The organism is Mesorhizobium sp. M0062, from assembly GCF_040323125.1.
In the GTDB taxonomy this organism is placed as follows: Bacteria; Pseudomonadota; Alphaproteobacteria; order Rhizobiales; family Rhizobiaceae; genus Mesorhizobium.
The window spans coordinates 172,298-190,390 of record NZ_JAMYUO010000006.1 but is presented as its reverse complement, the minus strand read 5'-3'; the positions used below and the strand labels follow the sequence as shown (position 1 = coordinate 190,390).

At 60.8% G+C, this 18,093-nt stretch carries 21 protein-coding genes; 4 read left to right on the top strand and 17 right to left on the bottom strand.

Translation table 11 applies throughout. From position 1 onward, the window contains the following. Positions 1–6: 6 nt before the first annotated feature. From NKJ64_RS10315 to NKJ64_RS10270, 10 genes are all read right to left on the bottom strand, one after another. On the bottom strand, positions 7–1,449 hold the full coding sequence (locus tag NKJ64_RS10315) for a TadA family conjugal transfer-associated ATPase (RefSeq protein WP_352462483.1): 1,443 nt from the start codon (positions 1,447–1,449) through the stop codon (positions 7–9). A 14-nt stretch (positions 1,450–1,463) separates the two neighbouring features. Next, positions 1,464–2,048 (bottom strand): L,D-transpeptidase, encoded by a 585-nt coding sequence (locus tag NKJ64_RS10310; protein WP_352462482.1) that lies wholly within the window; start codon positions 2,046–2,048, stop codon positions 1,464–1,466. Next, entirely contained in the window at positions 2,045–3,178 is a 1,134-nt protein-coding gene (locus tag NKJ64_RS10305) for a pilus assembly protein (protein ID WP_352462481.1), read from the bottom strand. Before NKJ64_RS10305 ends, NKJ64_RS10310 begins: the two co-directional genes overlap by 4 nt. Before the next feature lie 42 nt (positions 3,179–3,220). Continuing rightward, positions 3,221–3,850 carry a TadE/TadG family type IV pilus assembly protein gene (locus tag NKJ64_RS10300; protein WP_352462480.1) on the bottom strand — a complete coding sequence of 210 codons (630 nt, stop codon included), beginning with the start codon at positions 3,848–3,850 and terminating at the stop codon, positions 3,221–3,223. Continuing rightward, positions 3,844–4,323, bottom strand: coding sequence for a TadE/TadG family type IV pilus assembly protein (locus tag NKJ64_RS10295; RefSeq protein ID WP_352462479.1), 480 nt, complete (start codon positions 4,321–4,323; stop codon positions 3,844–3,846). The genes NKJ64_RS10300 and NKJ64_RS10295 overlap by 7 nt, the downstream gene beginning before the upstream one ends. Beyond that, positions 4,320–5,786: a TadE/TadG family type IV pilus assembly protein gene (locus NKJ64_RS10290; RefSeq protein WP_352462478.1), complete on the bottom strand. Its 1,467-nt coding sequence runs from the start codon at positions 5,784–5,786 to the stop codon at positions 4,320–4,322. The genes NKJ64_RS10295 and NKJ64_RS10290 overlap by 4 nt, the downstream gene beginning before the upstream one ends. Positions 5,787–5,872: 86 nt before the next feature. Next, positions 5,873–6,160, bottom strand: a complete 288-nt coding sequence (locus NKJ64_RS10285; protein ID WP_352462477.1) for a pilus assembly protein — start codon at positions 6,158–6,160, stop codon at positions 5,873–5,875. Continuing rightward, the gene (locus tag NKJ64_RS10280; RefSeq protein ID WP_352462476.1) at positions 6,141–7,649 is read right to left on the bottom strand and encodes a type II and III secretion system protein family protein; all 1,509 of its coding nucleotides are present in this window, start codon (positions 7,647–7,649) and stop codon (positions 6,141–6,143) included. The genes NKJ64_RS10285 and NKJ64_RS10280 overlap by 20 nt, the downstream gene beginning before the upstream one ends. Positions 7,650–7,691: 42 nt before the next feature. After that, positions 7,692–8,693: a Flp pilus assembly protein CpaB gene (gene cpaB, locus NKJ64_RS10275; RefSeq protein ID WP_352462475.1), complete on the bottom strand. Its 1,002-nt coding sequence runs from the start codon at positions 8,691–8,693 to the stop codon at positions 7,692–7,694. A gap of 160 nt (positions 8,694–8,853) precedes the next feature. Beyond that, entirely contained in the window at positions 8,854–9,054 is a 201-nt protein-coding gene (locus tag NKJ64_RS10270; RefSeq protein ID WP_352462473.1) for a Flp family type IVb pilin, read from the bottom strand. 446 nt (positions 9,055–9,500) lie between these two features. Between NKJ64_RS10270 and NKJ64_RS10265 the strand changes: the two genes are divergently transcribed. Beyond that, positions 9,501–10,028: an A24 family peptidase gene (locus NKJ64_RS10265; RefSeq protein WP_352462472.1), complete on the top strand. Its 528-nt coding sequence runs from the start codon at positions 9,501–9,503 to the stop codon at positions 10,026–10,028. A 98-nt stretch (positions 10,029–10,126) separates the two neighbouring features. Continuing rightward, positions 10,127–11,092, top strand: coding sequence for a phosphatase PAP2 family protein (locus NKJ64_RS10260; protein ID WP_352462471.1), 966 nt, complete (start codon positions 10,127–10,129; stop codon positions 11,090–11,092). 31 nt (positions 11,093–11,123) lie between these two features. On the opposite strand, the gene NKJ64_RS10255 is transcribed toward NKJ64_RS10260, so the two are convergent. The 3 genes from NKJ64_RS10255 to NKJ64_RS10245 form a co-directional block, all read right to left on the bottom strand. Then, the gene (locus NKJ64_RS10255; RefSeq protein WP_352462470.1) at positions 11,124–11,684 is read right to left on the bottom strand and encodes a hypothetical protein; all 561 of its coding nucleotides are present in this window, start codon (positions 11,682–11,684) and stop codon (positions 11,124–11,126) included. A gap of 66 nt (positions 11,685–11,750) precedes the next feature. Next, positions 11,751–12,338 carry a hypothetical protein gene (locus NKJ64_RS10250; protein WP_352462469.1) on the bottom strand — a complete coding sequence of 196 codons (588 nt, stop codon included), beginning with the start codon at positions 12,336–12,338 and terminating at the stop codon, positions 11,751–11,753. A gap of 98 nt (positions 12,339–12,436) precedes the next feature. Then, entirely contained in the window at positions 12,437–12,922 is a 486-nt protein-coding gene (locus tag NKJ64_RS10245) for a tetratricopeptide repeat protein (RefSeq protein WP_023755287.1), read from the bottom strand. Positions 12,923–13,667: 745 nt separating this feature from the next. On the opposite strand from NKJ64_RS10245, the gene NKJ64_RS10240 reads away from it, so the two are divergent. Next, positions 13,668–14,342 carry a methyltransferase family protein gene (locus NKJ64_RS10240; protein ID WP_352462468.1) on the top strand — a complete coding sequence of 225 codons (675 nt, stop codon included), beginning with the start codon at positions 13,668–13,670 and terminating at the stop codon, positions 14,340–14,342. Between the two features lie 586 nt (positions 14,343–14,928). Here the strand turns inward: NKJ64_RS10240 and NKJ64_RS10235 are convergent. Together NKJ64_RS10235 and NKJ64_RS10230 are read right to left on the bottom strand one after the other, a co-directional pair. After that, complete coding sequence (locus tag NKJ64_RS10235; protein ID WP_023726602.1) at positions 14,929–15,276, bottom strand: DUF1294 domain-containing protein; 348 nt, start codon at positions 15,274–15,276, stop codon at positions 14,929–14,931. 38 nt (positions 15,277–15,314) lie between these two features. Beyond that, on the bottom strand, positions 15,315–15,572 hold the full coding sequence (locus NKJ64_RS10230; RefSeq protein WP_245264546.1) for a hypothetical protein: 258 nt from the start codon (positions 15,570–15,572) through the stop codon (positions 15,315–15,317). 477 nt (positions 15,573–16,049) lie between these two features. Between NKJ64_RS10230 and dusA the strand changes: the two genes are divergently transcribed. Then, positions 16,050–17,045, top strand: coding sequence for a tRNA dihydrouridine(20/20a) synthase DusA (gene dusA / locus NKJ64_RS10225; RefSeq protein WP_023726600.1), 996 nt, complete (start codon positions 16,050–16,052; stop codon positions 17,043–17,045). 5 nt (positions 17,046–17,050) lie between these two features. Here dusA and NKJ64_RS10220 read toward each other — a convergent pair whose 3' ends face one another. Next, positions 17,051–17,755, bottom strand: coding sequence for a TIGR02281 family clan AA aspartic protease (locus NKJ64_RS10220; protein WP_023726599.1), 705 nt, complete (start codon positions 17,753–17,755; stop codon positions 17,051–17,053). Between the two features lie 13 nt (positions 17,756–17,768). After that, positions 17,769–18,002, bottom strand: coding sequence for a DUF1289 domain-containing protein (locus NKJ64_RS10215; protein WP_023824914.1), 234 nt, complete (start codon positions 18,000–18,002; stop codon positions 17,769–17,771). Between the last annotated feature and the right edge of the window lie 91 nt (positions 18,003–18,093).

The window sequence follows — 18,093 nt, the reverse complement described above, 5'->3', positions numbered from 1 at the left end:
GCGCACCTACACCAATGAGCGAGCCGGATCGAAAATGTCGCCCGGCAGCTGGAAGCCCAGTTCGGCGATATGCTCGAGGAATCGCGGACGGATGCCGGTTGCCCGGAACTGACCATTCACCCTGTTCAAGTCGTCAACGCCAAGCTTCTGGAATTTCATGATCTCCTGCATCTGGACGACGTCGCCCTCCATGCCGGTGATTTCGGTGACTGAAACCAGACGCCGCGTGCCGTCGTGAAGGCGCTCGACCTGGACGATCAGGGTGATTGCCGAAGCGATCTGGGACTTGATGCTCAACTGCGACATCGGCATGCCTGCCATACCGATCATTTGCTCAAGCCTGGAGACCGCATCGCGCGGCGTGTTGGCGTGAATCGTCGTCATCGATCCTTCGTGACCGGTGTTCATGGCCTGCAGCATGTCGAACGCCTCCTCGCCGCGAACCTCACCGACGATAATCCTGTCGGGTCGCATACGGAGGGCGTTCTTCAGGAGCTCGCGCTGGCGTATTTCGCCGCGTCCGTCCAGCGTCGGCGGCCGCGTTTCGAGCCGGCCGACATGGGGTTGCTGAAGCTGCAATTCGGCGGCGTCTTCGATCGTGATCAAGCGCTCGCGGTTTGAAATCTGCGACGAAAGCGCGTTGAGCATGGTGGTCTTTCCGGAACCGGTTCCTCCGGAGATGATCATCGAGACCTTGCCCTTGACCGCCGCGGTCAGCAGAACCTGCATTGCCTTGGCCATCGAATGACTTTCGACAAGGCGGTCGAGCGTGTACGGGCGGCGCGAAAACTTGCGGATCGAGACGAGCGGACCATCGATCGCGACTGGCCTGATGGCAGCGTTCACCCGGGATCCGTCGGGAAGCCGCGCGTCGACCAGCGGCGACGACTCGTCCACACGTCGCCCGACGGTCGTGACGATCTTGTTGATCACGCGCATAAGGTGATCTTCGTCCTTGAACCGGATAGGGGTATCCTCAAGCTGGCCATAGCGCTCGATGTAGACGTGCTCATGGCCGTTGATCAGGATATCGGAAATCGTATCGTCCTTGAGCAACGGCTCTATCGGGCCGAGCCCGAGCATCTCGTCGGTAATGTCGCTGATCAGGGTGTCGAGCTCACGTGCATTGAGCGGGAAATTCCGCGCCCGGACGTATTCGCGCACCAGCGGCCGGATTTCTGCCGCGAGTTCGTCATTTTGCGCGGTCTCAAGCAGTCCGAGATTGATACGGTCCAGAAGATAGCGGTGCAGGTTCACGCGTTCCGAAACCATGTCGGGGCCAAGAGCACCACGCTCCTCCGGCTTTGGCTCCTCGGTCAGCGGCGGAACGGAAGGAACGACTTCGGTCTTGTTCTTCTCCGCGAGCGCGAGGTCAGACGCCACGACAGGCGCCTGCGGCAGATCCTCGGATCGTGATCTGTAAAATCGTCCAATGATGCCGTTGGCCATACCGCCCGCTCTTCCTATTCGACAATCACTTTTGCGCCAATGTGCACCTCGCCATAGAGCTTCAGCACATCGGCGTTGGTCATGCGAAAACAGCCGGAAGACACGAATCCTCCGATCGAGGGCGCATCGTTGGTGCCGTGGATGCGATAGAGTGTATCGCGCTGCCCTTTGAACAGATAGATCGCGCGCGCGCCAAGCGGATTGTAGGGGCCTGCCGGCATCATTTCCGGCAGCCGCGGATCGCGCTGGCGCATCTCGGCCGGCGGCCGCCATTCCGGCCATTCGGCCTTACCGCCGACACGCACGGTGCCGGTCCATACGAACCCATCCTTAGCCACGCCGATCGAGTATCTGGCGACTTTGCCCGGCGCCACGACGAAGTCGAGCGTTCGCGCCGCGGTCGAGATCAGGATTGTTCCCGGCTTTTCCCTGGTCTCCGTCGCAACGACGCGCCTGGTGACCGGCCCTAGGCTCTTCGGCACCGGGTCGCTTCGTCTCTCCGTCGCATCGGCTCTGCCGATGCCGGCGATGGCCACCAACACAAGACCGGCTCGGGCGCTGCCGCGCGCTAGGCGGCCGATCCGACCCAGACTGGTCATTTCACGGCCTCGGCTAGTTTTTCGATCTGGCGGACGAATTTCGAGCGCGGGTTGACTTCGACCGGCAGCATGCCGCGATTGATTGCCTCGTTCATGGTGCCCCAGTCGTCCTCGACGACCATGGCGCTCGATTGCTTGAAGACGTTGTTGGCGTCCTTCTTGCCGATGCCGAAGCTGAAGAGACGCCTGCGATGCTTGTTGGCGATGACCTTGATCGCAATATCGTCGCTTCTGAGCTTCTTGATCAGGTTGTAGACTTCCTTGGCCTGCTGCAGACCGGGAATGGTCAATTCGGTGACCAGATGGATGGAATTGACCGCGGCCAGCAGTTCATCCTTCCAGCTCGTCTCGTAATAGGGGATGTCGACCACGGTGTGATTGTTCTGGAGAGACACGACGTCCAGCATGCGCAGGACAAGTTCGCCGCCGGTGGGAGCCATCGTGACGCCGGGTTGGCGGAACGACAGCAGCGAAAAACCGCGCTGGTGCTTCTTCTTGATGATGTCGATGAATTCCAGATCGACCCGCGAAGGCTGCGCGATGATCGGCCGTAAATCGTAGTCATTGGGCGTATTCAGGTAGTGACCGCAAGCGCCGGTGGCAAAATCGAGATCGAACAAGGCAACGCTGACTTGCGTTTTCTTCGCCGTGCGGGCGAGCGCATCGGCCAGCGAGATTGCGACGGAGGTTCCGCCGGCTCCGCCCACCGCCGAGACAACCGCATGCACATGGTTGCCGCCTGAATGCGCCATCTGCACATTTCCGGTCACGGCTTCAAGGAAGCTCTTGCGGTCCAGCGGCTTTCTCACCCAGTCGCTGCCGTTGAGCTTCAGCAGCAGCCGCATGCGCTGGTCGGTGAGCGGATCGGAAACCACGATCAGCGGAAGCGCGGCGAACTTGCGCCGCAGTTCCTGCGCGACGGTGCTTTCGAGGAGGGCGCCATCGCCGGCGTCGAGCACCAGCAAATCGTAGCTTGCCGGATCGACCGCCATGCGCTTGTCCAGCAGCGCGCCATGATCCTTCACCTCGGAATCGTATTGCGAGAGCGCCGACAGCGAGCTCTGCATGAACTCGGACGCAGCCTGATCCGCCGAGGCGATCAGCACCTTTATTCTTCTCGAAAAGTTCATATGGCTTGTCATCCGAGAATGCCCGATATTCCGCAGCCTTGGTCAGCTGCCCGAGTTTGTGTTCAAGTCCTCGCTTGTGACGGTCACCGGCATGGCTGGAACCGTTACATTATTGAGTCCTAATAAAGCGCCGAGTAAAGGCAGATTGAAAGTGATGCCGAGAACTTCCATGCGTATGGTTAGCACCGCGCCCCCCGGCCTTCCGTAGTAGCCAAGTCCCGACATCATGTAGGTGACGCGAACGTTGTTTATGCCGATGCGCCGGTTTAGTTGGCACATTGCCGGACTCCCGGTGCCAACCGGTTGGCACGCTGTCGCCCCGGCGGTGCCATACACGATACGGTTGAGTTCAGCGGTGCAAGCCGGTCTCCCCGTACATGTCCAGGGGCCAAGCGCGCCGACCGGTATAGCCACTCCGCCGTTCGTGCTGCCGGGCGCCAGGGCTGTCACGGTGACGGGGTCGAAGCCAGTTACCATCGAACTCGAAACGGCCGCCCTGCGCGCGCCGAATTGCAGTGCCTTGACGGTCTGGTTCCACTGGAACATCGCATAGCCGAACTCGATGAAGGCAGCGAAGATCAGCAGGACCAAAGGCATCGCGATCAGCCCCTCCGCGAGCGTGACACCGGACTCCTCACGGACGAAGGATCGGAAGAGAGGTGCCCTCACCATCCGATATATCTTTCTTCGTGAAAGGCCTGGATGGTGATGTTGGCGAGGCCAGTCCAGCCGAACAGCGGCGAGGAGCTGTAGGCAAGTGACGTGTTCGCGGTGATAACTTTAGTCCCCGAGCGCGTAACCGTGGCGAATACGATCGTACTTCCGCTCGGCCCCCATCCTTGCACCCGCAGCACTGTGGCGGCTGGGTTGGACGTCCCGTAATAGGCGATGCGCCGGGCGACGGTGTCGCTGCATTGCGACACGTAGCCGGAAAGCGCATTGCTTGGCTGGCAACGGGCAAGATAGCGCGCCGCGTCACGCAGGCCGGTCTCGACCTGCTCCTTCTCCCAGAACATGTTGCCGAATTCCAGGATACCAACGGAAAACACCGTGACGAACGGCACGATGAGCAACGTCTCAGCGAGGACCGCGCCGTGCTCGTCGCGGTGGAACCGTTCGAGAAACCGTTTCAGCCAGGTGATCATCGGACCAATTGCGCCTCCTCGCGCAAAAACTGATCCAGCGTCCCGCTGCCGCCCTGGCCCGTGACATCCACTATCTCCAGGCGGATCGGCTTTTCACTGGCGGATGTATCGTCTTCCTTGCTGTTGTCTTGTTTTTCGATGGGGTTTGTCAGGAACATACTGACGAATGCATCGGGTTTAAGAGTCGTTTTGCCGCTGATCGTCGTGTGCTTGGTCGAATCGGAAAAGTCGCCGCAATTCACAACGGCCGCGAAGATGGTGCGACGGTCCGGTTTGTCGCTGAGTGTCGCCGGTGCGCCCGTGTAGCAACGGGGGACGCCGTTTTCGCCGCTCACCTTGTTGTCCGCCCTGTCTGCAACGAGATTGTGGTCGATTTCATACCTGTAAACATCGTAGCGTGACGCGTTCAGAAGCGCCGCCGGGAAGGGGGTGCTGACATGGTTCAGACTCCAATAGCCGGCTCGGTTCCAGGAACCATTAGTGCTGATACCCAAGCTGGGCGTCGGATACGTTCCTGGCCCGAATCCCATTGCCTTGGTCGGAACGTCACTGTCCACCTTGCCGCAGCCAGACGAGCCAGTCGTAAACTTGGCTCCCTTTCGCACATTGGTGGCGGGGCGATACAGCGGATCGCCCTTCGCCGAACCCAGGCTTCCGGCGTATATGTCGAAACGCACGTTCAGGCCGACATTCACCTGGCCGAGCGTTACGCCGGTCTTGGTAACCACGGATTTCTTGGTGTAGCACTGCCCGCTGGCTCCCTTGGCGAAGGCGTCCTTGAGCGGGATATCGGTGTCCAGCAGTCCGAAATTGCCGGGCCCCGGTGTACTGTCGGTTTTGAGCACCTGCAGTTCGCGGCTGTAGGTCAACCCCTGTGCGTATGCTTGCTGCATCGTAAGGCCCTGAGCTTCGAACGGATTGCAGATGAACATCGGTGTGACGTCACAAGCAGAGGCGGTGTATGTCGCGACGGCCTCGGCCTGGAAGTTCAGCGTCTGCCTCGTCAGCCCAACGGGTAACGGAAACAGCGAGGTCATGGCGCGCGGCGTCGAACGGATCAGGACATAGGCCGCGGCAGTGCCGTCCGTCGTTCCATTCGTTGCAATCCAGGCGGCATCGATCGCCGTGTCGTCGCTGGCCGGAACGGTGGTCAGGTACGCCGCACTGACCGTGGTTTGGTCCATGGTGATCGGACCACCATTGGAAAACCTTGCTTCATTCCTGACCAGATTGGCAATCGCGGCATTGGCCCGCGTGATGGCGTCCGGCGCTCCGTTGAGCTCTCTTGCTGCGGCGAGCGCCAGCCCGTCGACGGCGTTCTGCAGATCGGTGTGAAGATTGTTGCCCCGCCCGACATCGATGATCAGCAGGCTGAAGCCCAGAAGCATCGGCATGGCAATCAGTGTCAACGCCGTGACATAGCCACGGTCGTCGAATAGCAAATCGAATATCTTCCGTTTCATACCCCGCCCCAACGGTTTTCGCCGCACTTAGCTTCGCAAACCCGGAGCCGCCGCTTGCTCCCTGACCTGTCCTCGTTGTTTCGTCCTCAGTTCGTGGTCTCCGTTGCAGCCGGCGCGACCGCCGCCGGCACGATCACCGCTGTTGGCGCATAGCGCTGCTGCGCCCTTGCAACCACGCGTCCGTTGCCTTCGATCCTGGTGTTCCATGCTTCCTTCGGGAACGGATCGATCGTCTGGAGGCCGATATTGGCCTGCGGTGCGTCGCCAAGGCCGAGCGTCACCGAATCCCTGCGCGCCATGTAATCGGCGCAACCGCTCATCAGCAGGCATGCGGCGACCACGGCAGCGGCCGTCCTATTTCTTGCCGACGGCATACGCGCCTCCGAAATCGAGATCGATGATGTGGCCGTAAGGACCGATGACGCCCTTGCCGTCCTTGAAGCCCCGCATCATGTCCTTGTCGACTTCCAGCATGCCAAGCAGGAACATATCCACGTCGTTGCCCGGCCGCGTCTGGTCCAGCGGCGAATGCAGCTTCTCGTCGGGCGAGGTCGGCCGCACGATGCGTGGCGTCACCACGATCACCAGATCGCTCTCCCGCTTCTGGAACGAGGTGGAGCGAAACAGCGTCCCAAGCACCGGGACCTGGCCAAGCCAGGGCATTTGCTGCACGTCGCCTGCGTTGACCGCCTGCAGCAGGCCGGCCATGGCGAAGCTCTGCCCGTCACGCAGTTCGACGGTGGCATTGGCTTTGCGCGAAATGAAGCCGGGATTGCCGTTGACGGTGACGGAACGGTCGATTTCGCTGACCTCCGGCTCAATCACAAGATTGATGAGGCCATCGTCAAGGACGATGGGGGTGAAGGAGAGTTTGACGCCATAGGGCCGATAGCTGATCTCGGTCGCGAGTTCCCCGCCAGTGGACACCGCACGCGTAATCGGCACCTCTCCACCGGCATGGAAGCTGGCCGTTGTGCCGCTCATTGTCACAAGATTTGGCTGCGCCAGCCGGCGGACAAGACCCTTTGCCTCCAGCGCGTTGATGACAACGTCGATGCGCCAGCCGGAAACTTCCAGCACCTTGGCGATCACTTCGCCGAATGGCGTACCGTTCTGCGTGGCGACGCCGCCGACTTCTGTCTGGAGTTGATGCGTGTCATCGTTGACGCCAATGTGAAGCCGGGGAGCCGCGGTAAAGAGACCGCCGCTGGCGCTTACACCATTGAACCCGATCCCGAGATCCCGTCCCGCACTGCGCGAGGCCTCGATGATGCGGACCTCCAGCATCACCTGCTGGGCGTCGGCAACGCGAACCTGGTTCAGCACGGGTTCGCTCGAATATTGCTGCGCGATCTCCAGCACCCGGGCAAGATCGACGCCGTCCTTGACCACGCCGGAAATCCGTATGCGGTCGTTGACGTTGGTGACGGTCAGGTGAGAGCTCGGCACCGCCGAGCGGATCGCCGCCCTGATTTCGTTGAAATCGAGCATGATACGCACATCGATGACGCCGAGAAGATTTTTCGCGTCGTCATAGATCGAGATGTTGGTGGCACCCGATCCCTTTCCCTGGATATAAAGCGAGCGTTCCGTCAAGGGCACAACGTCGGCCACAGTGGCGTTGCCAACCACGAGATCGGCGAAACGGCGGCTGGTGGTGATCGTCAGCGTGCTGCCCGGCGCGACCGTCACATGAATGACGTTTCCACCGCCGATCGTGATGGCTTTTTGCTGGGCGTATGCAGGCGCGACGAGACCGGCAAGCAGGGAGATCGCGGCAGCCAGGAACGCAATAGCGACGAGAAGGCGCGTCGGCCCCAAGGCCGCCCATGCGCCCCTGTCTTCAAGCTGGCGATTGCCCATGCTCCATCACCTTTCCCCCGTCCGCTGCCGAATGGCTTCTTGTCAGTCCAGCAGCCGGACCCGATATTCTTCCCGCTTCGTATTGCGCGAAACGCCGATCACCGCGAAGTCCGGCTTCGGCGCCGCCACCAGAACTGGTTCGGCAGGTTCCGCCGGCACGGTATTTGGCTTAAGCTTGTCTTCCATCGCACCGAGGCGATTGCCGAGCGTGTCGCCGACACTTTTTACGAGCTTCTCCAGATCGGTAAGTCTGCTTTCGTCCTGGTCGGCGCGATCGTTCTTGAGCGCCTGCGCCATCGGCCCGCCGCCGAGATCGGCAAGCGTCACCGGCTGCGTCGGTTCCACGCCGGAAGAAGCGACATTGCGCAGCGCCAGCGAAAGCGTGCCGACATTGCCGGCCAGCGTCAGCTTCTGCGCCTCGGTGGTGGTGACTTCGAAGGTTACGGTCTTGACGACCTCGACCTTGTCGGTGCGGTCGTCCGCGGTCTGGTCGGCGGCGAGAACCTTGACCCCTTGGAGCAGCACGTCGACAAAAGTCTGGTCAGCGCCGGAATCAACCTTGATCACCCGCGTCAGCATGATGTCGACGCGATCGCCCGGCAGCACGAAACCGGCGACGCCGAGCACGTCGTTGACGCGAATCGAGACCGCCTTCATGCCTTCGCCAAGCGCCGCCGACAATGTCGCGCGCTGGCCGGCGCCGGTGATCTTGGAGGCGAGCACCGGCTCGTCCTTTTCCATCGCCGACATCACGTAGCGAAGCTCACCTTCCTTGCCGAGCAATTCCTCCGGCTTGCGGAAGGCGCCGGCCGGCAGTTCTCCGGTCGGCCATGCAAGGGCCCTGACATCCTCCGGCTTGACCGGCTCGCCGAAGCGGAGCGCTCGCGTGGCAACAAGAATCGTATTCTCGGATGCAGGCTCGCTCAGGCCGGCACGCTGCGCGAGAAGGTCGCGCTGGGTGGCGAGATAGGATCGAACGCCGAGGACCGCAAGCAACGCCAGCGCGACCGAGACAAGCAGACTTATTATGGTGGAGCTTTTCATTTAACGGCCCCCGCCGTAACTTTTTGCCCAGACGAAAGAATCAATCAATCAAGATAATAACTAGATAACAAGCGGCCGACAAAGCCGCTTATTATCTATGCAGCATGTTTGTGCTGCGGTCAAAAGGCGGCAGGCAAGCCGCCTTTTGACGCCATCGATGTTACGCTGGGGTCGGGGCGGAGAGGCTGGTGGTGAACCATGCGCCCCAGGTCGTCCACGCGGCAGACAGGTTGGTGCCCACGGTCAGCACTGCAGCGATAACGCCGCCAACGAGCAGGCCCAGGAGAACGAGGTATTCCGAAAGCGCGATGCCGTCCTCTTCGCGGGCGAAGGCACGGAACATGCTGGTCAATTTGGTCATGATGATACTCCCTTACATGACGTTTCCATTACCGGTCCGCGAGAGGAGCCCCCCAGCGCCAGACAGCTTTATTAATATCTCGTTAATTAGTGGAGCGTCAATTAGTGAATTCTAACGCTGCCATTCTCATTTGGTTTATGGTAAATTAACAACGGTCCTATGCACCTGCTCCTACTTGGCCGGGGAAGCAGTTCCAAAGAGGTGTGAGTCGAACACAACAAAGACCATCCGCCGCCGGCCGTGGCGCCTCCTTCTGGTTACTTTTGGCTTGAGGTTTCCGACTAATTCGCCCGCCAGTACCCTTAAGACCTGATCAAGTTGCCCATCGCAGCCGACGCGCCGGAGGCTTCGTCGGGCATGTCGCGGCCGATGGCGTTAAATCAGTCCTAATGATTCGGGCAGTTTGGGACCGGCAATATGCTGGTATGTAAGAGGGGGTAGGCGGGATGGAATTCCTCGGTGTATTGGCAATCACCGCAGCGGCGGGATTGATCCTCATCGCCGCATGGCAGGACTTCGTAGCCTGGAAAATACGCAACTGGACGGTTCTGGCGCTTGTGGCGGACTATGCGCTTCTGGCGTTGATCCGCTGGGCGGGACCGCCAGGGGCCGGCACTCTGGCGGGGATCGATGGCGATTCGCCGCTCCAGGGCGACCTTGCCGCCGGCCTGTTGCTGCTCACGATCGGCTTCGTGCTGTGGGCCTTTCGGATGCTGGGCGCCGGCGACGCAAAGTTGTTCTTTCCGATCGGCCTGTTCGTCGGGCTGAACCATCTGTTCTCGTTCGCCGTCGGGCTTGCCGCCGGAGGGGTTGTGGTCAGCCTCGCCTTGCAGTTTCCCATGCCGCTGCAATACCAGGCATGGCCGGCGCTGTCCCGCATCGAGGAGATCCGAAAATCGCGCAAGGTGCCCTATGGCGTCATCATGGCCGTGGCGGCACTGATTGCGATGTACTTGCGCTATTTCGGAACGTGAAAGCGTCACCTCGCCCAACGGTACCCCTTCAAGTCCTGGCGGAACGACTTGGCTTTTCAGGAATTCGCGATAATGCTGCTCTCGAGGCCGATGCGCCAATGAAACCCGACCGACTGATCGTCATTCCGTTGGTGGTTGCCGGTTTGAACCTGGCCGTGCTTGCGGTTTGGCTACCCCGTTCGACGGTCACGCTCGACCCGGCCATCGTCCGCAGTTTCGGGCTGCTCGAAGCCTTCGTTCTGGCCCTGTATCTATTCAGCAGATTTATCGTTTATCGAGCCCGAGACGACCAATCCAGGCTCGGCCGGGCGTTCGTCGTGGTGTTCAATGTGGCCATGCGTGCGGCACTCTATCTGGCCCTCATGGTGCCAGTCGCGGTCCCCGCTGTCGTTTTGAGCTATCTCGCCGCAGCAGCCGGGGTACCACTGGTTGACGCCGATCTCTCCGCGATCGACGCGGCCCTGGGCTTTGACTGGCTCGGCTTCCTTGCCCTTACGAACGAGGCTGCCTTTGCACCATCTGTCCTTCAGTTCGCCTATCAGAGCTTAAATTGGCAACTGGCCGTGGTACCAATCATTTTGATCGCCACATCGCAAACGAGATGCCTGCTCGAACTTGCGGCGCTGATTGGCCTCACCGTGACGCTCACTGTAGCTATTTCGGCCGTTGTCCCGGTGATCGGACCTTATGGCTACTATCATCCGGCGTCGGCGCTGTTCGACGCCTACTCCAACGTCGCCGGAAGTTCGCATCTGGCGGATTTCGATGCATTAAGATCTGGCGAACCGTTTCTGTTGAAGCGCAACGCCGGCCTTGTGTCGTTTCCGTCTTTTCACACGATCCTTGCCGTGCTGCTGGCGTTCGCCATGCGGGCAACACCTTATGTGCGTGGTCCCGCAATAGTTCTCAATTCGCTTCTGATCGTTGGCGCCGTGCCGTTCGGCGGCCACTATCTCATCGACACTCTCGCAGGCGGGGCGATCGCGGCCCTGTCGATCTACTTTGTTTGCTTCTTCAGAGTCGGCACGGCCAGACAGGCGGGATTGCGTTCAAGAGCCGCATAACGCCGGCGAGCGAAGATGTGGACAGTCCGCTTCAGGCCAACTCGCGCAGAGCGGTCAGCAGCCGGATCTCGACCTGCCGCTTGGCGGTCGACTGCGCAATCATGTCGCGTATGACGACCAGATGACTGACCGCGCAGGCCAACGCGACCACTGCAAAAAGGCCGACACCAAGGGCGGGAAAGCTGCTGAAATCCGGCGTCCAGTCGATCCGCGGTGCCGGGCCGATGCCGCCCGTGTCGGTGCCGGCCGAAAAGACACCTGCGCAGCCCATCGACAGGAAGAGCATCAGGAAGGCAAGATGGGCATGGATAAATCGCGCTTTGCCGGCTGGACGGGAAGAGAAGGCGATCACGGCGCCGGCGAGTGCGGCGGCGGCGAAGACGACGAAGGCAGCGGCATCGCCGGAACCCGGCAGCCCGGCAACCAGGTAGACCGGCTCGCGGACCAGCGGGGCGAGGGTCATAAAACCTTGCCAGGCGGCTGGATCAGCGGGTGAGGCGCCAAGCCGATAGGCGGACGCAATGAACGCCGCGCCGAGGCCAAAGGTCAGCGTGGGTGCAAGGTAGATCAACCTGGCGGCATATTTCAGCATCGGTCGTCCCCGCAATTTCTGCGCAGACGATGAACTTCTTCCGTTAAGAATAGGTTCCACGCAAACCTACTTGCGGACTTTGCTGTAGGTTACTTTTCCGTCGGGCGACACGGTCCGCTCGAACTGGACCGGGTTGGCCGGACGAGCAGGTTCGGAACGCACTTCTTTCGGTTGCGACGGCGGAGCGCTCAGAACGATTTCCCTCGGTGGTTCCGGGGCGTCGAGCACGGCGCCGCCGGCCTCGGAGACGGCTTGAAAACGCTCGGCCATGTCCTGGTTTTCGCCTGTGAGCTTCGCCACCTGCTTCTCGAGTTGCGCGGTCTGATCGACCAGCGCCGAGATCCGCCGGTTCAATTCCCCGAACTGGCTTTGGACACCTTGGTTGACGGTATCCAATTGTCTGGAAAGCCGCGTCTCGAATTGACCGAGGCCGGAAAGCCGATCCTCGAGCGCGGAAACCTCGCGGATCGACTGGAAGAGAAAGATCAGCATGACGACCATGCCGATGGCCAAAGCAAGCGAGATGACGTTCAGCGTGATGGCTATGCCGCCGGCCACTCCGGCCTTCTGCATCAACGGCCCCGGCTCTGGCGGTTCCGAGTTTTGAGGATACTCCAGAATTGCCGGTTCACTGCCGACGACGAAGTTAAGCATAACCGCCTCGCCGGACCGGTTCTTTCAACGGGGGCAGCCGAGCCGTCCGATCCATCTCAGTTCAGCCATCTTTCCAAAACCGCCGTGAAGACATGGCATCACGGCCGCTTCGCTAATGCAGTGCTGTTGGCGAGCAGTTGAAGGTTGTTGGCCGTCGTCTCGTTCGACGGGTCCAGCTCGTAGGCTTTCAGGAAATTGCGTCGCGCCTGCTGGAGATTTCCACGCAGAAGATAGGAGTAGCCGACGTTGTTATAGTATTCCGGGCGACCGCCGATCATCGTTGCAAGCTGGCGATAGGCGAGGTCGGATGTATCGAAACGGCCAATCTGATCGGCAGAAGCCGCGAAGCCGAGCCAAGCCTGCGGGTCCTTGGGGAAGAGTTCGACCGAGCGCTTGAAGAGCGCGTAGGACATTCCGTAGTTCTTTTCCTTGAACTGGGTCTTGCCCAGTGCGACCAGCTCGTCGGTCTTGTAGAAAGAAACGTCGGGCAGGTCCTTCACGGAGGCGGCGCTGTCGCCATAGGAGGACAAATCTCCGGTCTGGCAACCGGCCAGAAACAAAGCGCCGACGACAATCGCCGCCAAACCCCAGCCCCTCCTGAACACGCTTCCCGGACCTTTCCCCACGCAGGACCTATTTCCCCCAAGGCTATAGGCCGAATATGCCGAATCCAACAGCGCGACCGATTATATTAGGTATTTCTGAACAAGCTGTTGCAAAAATGCCCCGGGACCGCATTATGAAAATCGTTCCAGCGGGTGATCGGGGATGCGCTCTGGACAGCTCCTGGTGGCGTTCGTCACCTCCAGCCCCAGGCGCTCGCGTTCAGGGCCCGCCACTGCCCAGCCCGAACAGCATTGATGCCCGATCAAATACTAAGTCGCCAAGCAGGCAATCCGCAGCGGATACGCAAAGGCTTTTATACGAAGCGGGTGCCCTGTCCTCCGAGCCATGACTTATATCGGGAGTGACTCAAGCGCGGCCGGATCACGCCGAGGCATGCATCCGCTTCGTCTCAAAGCGATCCCCGTTGCGGATTATCGCGCGATTGATACAAGCGCTCATGGGGCCAGTGCCAAGTTTCCACTCGCATTGAGCAGGAAGCCGGCCAATGAAAACGCCAGCCGCCACGATCAGGAGGCTGACAAGCACCACCAGAATTCGCACAGATTGCCGAAACATAAGCTACAGCGCCCCAAGGTCGATGTACCCAAGTTAGGGAACTTCGGCTAATTCGACGTTAAGAACAGCGTTAACGCTTTCTTGAGATCGAAGTTGCGGGCAAGGTTAAGAAATGCTTCATTCTGCGTCGGCCTTGGGGAGTGGATCATGAAAATCTGGTCGTTCGACTTCGCGGGACGCCTGATCCTCATGCTGGTCTTTGCATTTTTCGTGCTTAACGGAGCTGGGGGCCTCGTCGCACTTTTTGGCGACGCGCAAATGTCTCCAGTCGACTTCATACTCCAATTCGTCTCGCGCACGTCTTCGCTCATCTTCTCCACGCTGTTGGTCACTTTTACCATTATCCGGCTCCCGCCTAGGGATATCAGCCTTGGCTGGGCGCCGCGCATCGCAGCTGTCTGCGGAACTTTTATGCTCGCGACTATCGCCATCATGGTTCGCCCAGCACCGACAGAGGGCATGGAAACCGTTGCGGCATTGCTGGTTTTCGCGGGCATGACGGGCTCTGCCTATTGCCTTCTCTGGCTCGGCCGATCGTTTTCGATCGATGCGCAGGCCCGCCGATTGGTAACGCGCGGTCCTTACGCCGTCGTCCGTCATCCGCTTTATCTCGCGGAATCGCTCTTCATGCTCGGAGCCGTCGCGGCCAATCCGTCACCCGTGGTCATCACGTCGGTCGTGGTGAATTTCGCCATTCAATACTGGCGGATCTTGAACGAAGAACGCGTCTTGTCCTTGTCCTTTCCCGAATATGACTCGTACTCGCGAAAGGTGCCGATGCTCATTCCTTTTTCGCGAAGGTTGACGCTAGCCGCGCATTGAGGGGCACCAGTCGGGGACGGTTCCAGTAGGGCGCCCCACATTCATCGCTGATCCGGTGCCGCTTGGCATTGGAGCCTTTCATTGGGAGCAAGTTAAGATTAGAGCGTGCGCTGCCGTCATCCGAATGGGTTGGGACGATCCGCTCACGGGACCTGGATCCAGCTTTACGGCGTGGCGCTGGTTTGCGGGATTGCAAGACGAGACCAAGCTTGGCGTGTTTCTCGAAACCGCCGTCCCTGCTAGCAAATAGAGGCCGACGCAGGGAAGCTCTCAGCGCGTGGCAGAGCGTCATTCGTCTGCATGTTTCGCCGATGTCCAGATGGTGCGCATGTGGCCCCAGCCGGTTTCCCGATAGTCCACTTCCGGCTAGGCCCGGCGCGTACTTGGTGGAGCCCCGCCAAGGTGCCGGGCCACTCAGAACGGCTACCAGGGACAGCACCACGTAACTGGGTAACAATTATTAGGTGCCGGCCGGATGGACGCGCCGCTTGCCGCCAAATCTGCCAGCAGGCAATGCGCGCCCTCATCCGTTTCGGCCATGTCGCGAATTGTATGACCTGAACGTCCGCTCTTGACACCCTTGAAACTAGAGGCCCCCGAATTCGCCTCCGAATGTCAGTAATTGCGAGAGCGCTTCGGGCAATCCCGGAAAGAGCAATCCCACTTCAATCGCGATTACCGCGAGGACTTGGAGCAGGACGATGCGAGCGAGGCTGGAGCGGAACGGCTCCTTGCGCGTCTTGTGCCGGATCGTCTTTTGCGCGATCACAGTCCCGATGCTACCGCCAATGATGGCGAGTGTAAGAAGCGTCGACTCTGGAATGCGTTGGGCACCGTTTTTGGCCTTAGCCTTGTCGAACGACATGGTGGCGTAAGCCAGCAAGTTTACCGCGACAGCGTAGCCGATGACCCCGATTGCAAACTGCCCCGGCATGCGCTCCTCCACCTTCGGGCCAGTATAACCTAAGCCCGCTAAATCATCGGATGGCAACGGGTCCATCTAAATGGGCTATCTGAAACGTCGTCATGGTGACACGAAGTGACCGATGAGCCTGTCGAGTTCATCCTGCGTCGGGCGCCTGTCGCGCTGATGGCCTTTCCAACCACGCGAAGCCTCTTCAGGGCAATACGCGCGAGATCAACCGGTTCGACCTTGACGGGCAGACCGTGCACCGCAGCGGCATGAGCCAGAATGAGTTTTACAAAGCCAATGTCGATGCCGAGCGTCATCGGTCCGGCACCTTGGGCGGCCCGGTCGCGACCAAAACGAATGAGCCGTTCGCGATCGAGCGCTGCTAGGTTGCACTTCCCCAGATGTCTTTGGAGCATATCGAGGGCTGCGGCCTTGGAGCGGCGAGGGGACTTGCCTACATCGCACATGTCGTCGATATGAAGGTCGATGGGTTCGCCGAAAGTTTTCAGGCGCGCTATACGGACTTGGTCGGCGTCTCACCGCGATCGACTTGGCGCTCGGTTTAGGTTGCCCAGCGCCTGGCGTCGTCTCGGCGCAGAAAGGTCTCGCTAACGTAGCGACCCTTGCGACGGACTTGGACACGCCATGAACCGGACGAGAGTTTTGTGTAGGTGGCCATTTTCTCGTGTGCGCTCCGTGTGCACTGAGAGATCGAAACGTGGCGAAAAGGGTCGTATTCTGGCGTAAATTCGCGTGCACTCGGGCTGCTCTAACGATTTGATGTTAAAGAAAAAATGCTGAAAAATCAAGATCATAGACTGGCTATTGCACCCATGATGGACTGGACCGACCGGCATTGCCGGTTCTTCCACCGCCAGTTGACGCAGCGTGCGCTGCTCTACACCGAAATGGTGGTGGCGGACGCTGTCATCCATGGTGCGCGCGAGCGGCTGCTTGGTTTTGACGAGACCGAACATCCGGTGGCACTGCAGCTCGGCGGCTCCGATCCGCAAAAGCTGGCCGAGGCGGCGCGCATCGGCGAGGGCTTCGGCTACGACGAGATCAATCTCAATGTCGGCTGTCCGTCCGACCGCGTCCAGTCCGGCACGTTCGGCGCCTGCCTGATGAAAGTGCCTGACCTCGTCGCCGATTGTGTGGCGGCGATGAAGGCGGCGGTGAAAATCCCGGTGACGGTCAAATGCCGCATCGGCGTCGACGAGCAGGATCCGGAGCCCGCGCTCGACGCGCTGGCCGACGGCGTTTTCGCGGCCGGCGCCGACGCGCTGTGGGTGCATGCGCGCAAGGCTTGGCTGGAGGGTCTGAGCCCGAAGGAAAATCGCGACATCCCGCCGCTCGACTATGACAGGGTCTATCGCCTCAAGGCGGGAAAATCGAACAAATTCATCGGCATCAACGGCGGCGTTCAATCGCTCGAAGAGGCGGCTCGCCACCTCGATCATGTCGATGGCGCCATGCTTGGCCGCGCCGCCTACCACACGCCAGGCATCTTGGCCGGCGTCGACGCGGCATTCTACGGCGACAAGGCCGGCGCCTACGATTTTGCCGCGCTGATCGACACGATGGCCGACTACGCCGCGCGGCATATCGAGCAGGGCGGGCGGCTCGGCCACGTCACCCGCCACATGGTCGGGCTGTTCCACGGCCTGCCGGGCGCGCGCCGCTTCCGGCAGATACTGTCCACCGACGCGACGAAACCCGGCGCCGGACCGGATGTGCTGAAGGCAGCGTTCGCTGCCGTCGATTTCGACCGTGTTGAAAAGGCCGCTTAAGCAGTTCAGTCGCGCAGAATCATCCGGTCGCCGCGCACGTCGAAACCCGACAGGGAACCGATGAAGTTCATGCCGAGCAGGCTCTGGCTGAGCGCGCCGGGCGCGGCGACCATCACCTGCATGTTCTTGCGCACGATGCCGCCGATCGCCAGTTCGTCGGTGCGCACCGAAGCGGCGCGTGCCATGCCATTGGCGGTCGAGACCGGGACGGTGAAGCTCAGCGCGGCCGGATTGAAGCCGGCCGCCTGCGCGTCTTCGGCGGTGAGCACTGTACTGGTCGCGCCGGTATCGACGACGGTGCGGATCGGCGCGCCGTTGATCGTGATGCGGGCCTCGAAATGGCCGCTGTCGGCCTTGTCCAGGGTCACGGTGGCATGGCCGTCCTCGACGCCGAGCGCCAGCGGGCTGCCGGGAACGAGGCCCGCCGTCACCCGGCTGGCGAAATCCTGCAACTCGTAGCGGTACTGGTAGCCGGCGACGAGCGCCAGCACGATCAGGGCCCACGTGCCGAGATTGCGGGCCATGACGCCGAGCGGCCTGCCGGACCGGACAAGGCCGGCGCTGACGAGCAAGCCGATCGCCCCCAGCCAGACCAGACGGCTGAAATCGTAATTCTCGATGCCGAACGTGCTGCCGGCGTCGTTGTTGATCATCAGCAGCACCAGCCCGAGGCCGATTGCCGCCATCACGATCCAGAACAGTCGGTTCATTGGACCTGCCGCCTCAAGAGAGGACGTCGCGCTCGCGCGCCATGCGGCTGCGGCGTGTTTCCCGGCGCGGCCGGCGCTCGACCGTTTCCAATCGGGCCGGCAACTCGGCCATGACGCTGCGGCGTACCTCCGGCGTCATCCCCATCCAGGCGCCGATTTCATCGCGCGTGCGGCCACAGCCGAAGCAGAAGCCGGTTTTCATGTCGATCGAACAGACCAGGATGCACGGGGATTCGATGGCCGTCATGACTTTCTCTTGAAGGTTCCGTCCGGAATCCCTCGTTCCATCTCCACATGGTGCAACGGCAAAGCCAATGCAAGCCCTTCGGAATGCGGCG

Bases quoted from the DNA above. Each gene is read 5' to 3' on its own strand.
- NKJ64_RS10315 (WP_352462483.1), bottom strand. From the start codon at position 1,449: ATGGCCAACGGCATCATTGGACGATTTTACAGATCACGATCCGAGGAT.
- NKJ64_RS10310 (WP_352462482.1), bottom strand. From the start codon at position 2,048: ATGACCAGTCTGGGTCGGATCGGCCGCCTAGCGCGCGGCAGCGCCCGA.
- NKJ64_RS10305 (WP_352462481.1), bottom strand. From the start codon at position 3,178: ATGAACTTTTCGAGAAGAATAAAGGTGCTGATCGCCTCGGCGGATCAG.
- NKJ64_RS10300 (WP_352462480.1), bottom strand. From the start codon at position 3,850: ATGGTGAGGGCACCTCTCTTCCGATCCTTCGTCCGTGAGGAGTCCGGT.
- NKJ64_RS10295 (WP_352462479.1), bottom strand. From the start codon at position 4,323: ATGATCACCTGGCTGAAACGGTTTCTCGAACGGTTCCACCGCGACGAG.
- NKJ64_RS10290 (WP_352462478.1), bottom strand. From the start codon at position 5,786: ATGAAACGGAAGATATTCGATTTGCTATTCGACGACCGTGGCTATGTC.
- NKJ64_RS10285 (WP_352462477.1), bottom strand. From the start codon at position 6,160: ATGCCGTCGGCAAGAAATAGGACGGCCGCTGCCGTGGTCGCCGCATGC.
- NKJ64_RS10280 (WP_352462476.1), bottom strand. From the start codon at position 7,649: ATGGGCAATCGCCAGCTTGAAGACAGGGGCGCATGGGCGGCCTTGGGG.
- cpaB (WP_352462475.1), bottom strand. From the start codon at position 8,693: ATGAAAAGCTCCACCATAATAAGTCTGCTTGTCTCGGTCGCGCTGGCG.
- NKJ64_RS10270 (WP_352462473.1), bottom strand. From the start codon at position 9,054: ATGACCAAATTGACCAGCATGTTCCGTGCCTTCGCCCGCGAAGAGGAC.
- NKJ64_RS10265 (WP_352462472.1), top strand. From the start codon at position 9,501: ATGGAATTCCTCGGTGTATTGGCAATCACCGCAGCGGCGGGATTGATC.
- NKJ64_RS10260 (WP_352462471.1), top strand. From the start codon at position 10,127: ATGAAACCCGACCGACTGATCGTCATTCCGTTGGTGGTTGCCGGTTTG.
- NKJ64_RS10255 (WP_352462470.1), bottom strand. From the start codon at position 11,684: ATGCTGAAATATGCCGCCAGGTTGATCTACCTTGCACCCACGCTGACC.
- NKJ64_RS10250 (WP_352462469.1), bottom strand. From the start codon at position 12,338: ATGCTTAACTTCGTCGTCGGCAGTGAACCGGCAATTCTGGAGTATCCT.
- NKJ64_RS10240 (WP_352462468.1), top strand. From the start codon at position 13,668: ATGAAAATCTGGTCGTTCGACTTCGCGGGACGCCTGATCCTCATGCTG.
- NKJ64_RS10235 (WP_023726602.1), bottom strand. From the start codon at position 15,276: ATGCCGGGGCAGTTTGCAATCGGGGTCATCGGCTACGCTGTCGCGGTA.
- NKJ64_RS10230 (WP_245264546.1), bottom strand. From the start codon at position 15,572: ATGACGCTCGGCATCGACATTGGCTTTGTAAAACTCATTCTGGCTCAT.
- dusA (WP_023726600.1), top strand. From the start codon at position 16,050: ATGCTGAAAAATCAAGATCATAGACTGGCTATTGCACCCATGATGGAC.
- NKJ64_RS10220 (WP_023726599.1), bottom strand. From the start codon at position 17,755: ATGAACCGACTGTTCTGGATCGTGATGGCGGCAATCGGCCTCGGGCTG.
- NKJ64_RS10215 (WP_023824914.1), bottom strand. From the start codon at position 18,002: ATGACGGCCATCGAATCCCCGTGCATCCTGGTCTGTTCGATCGACATG.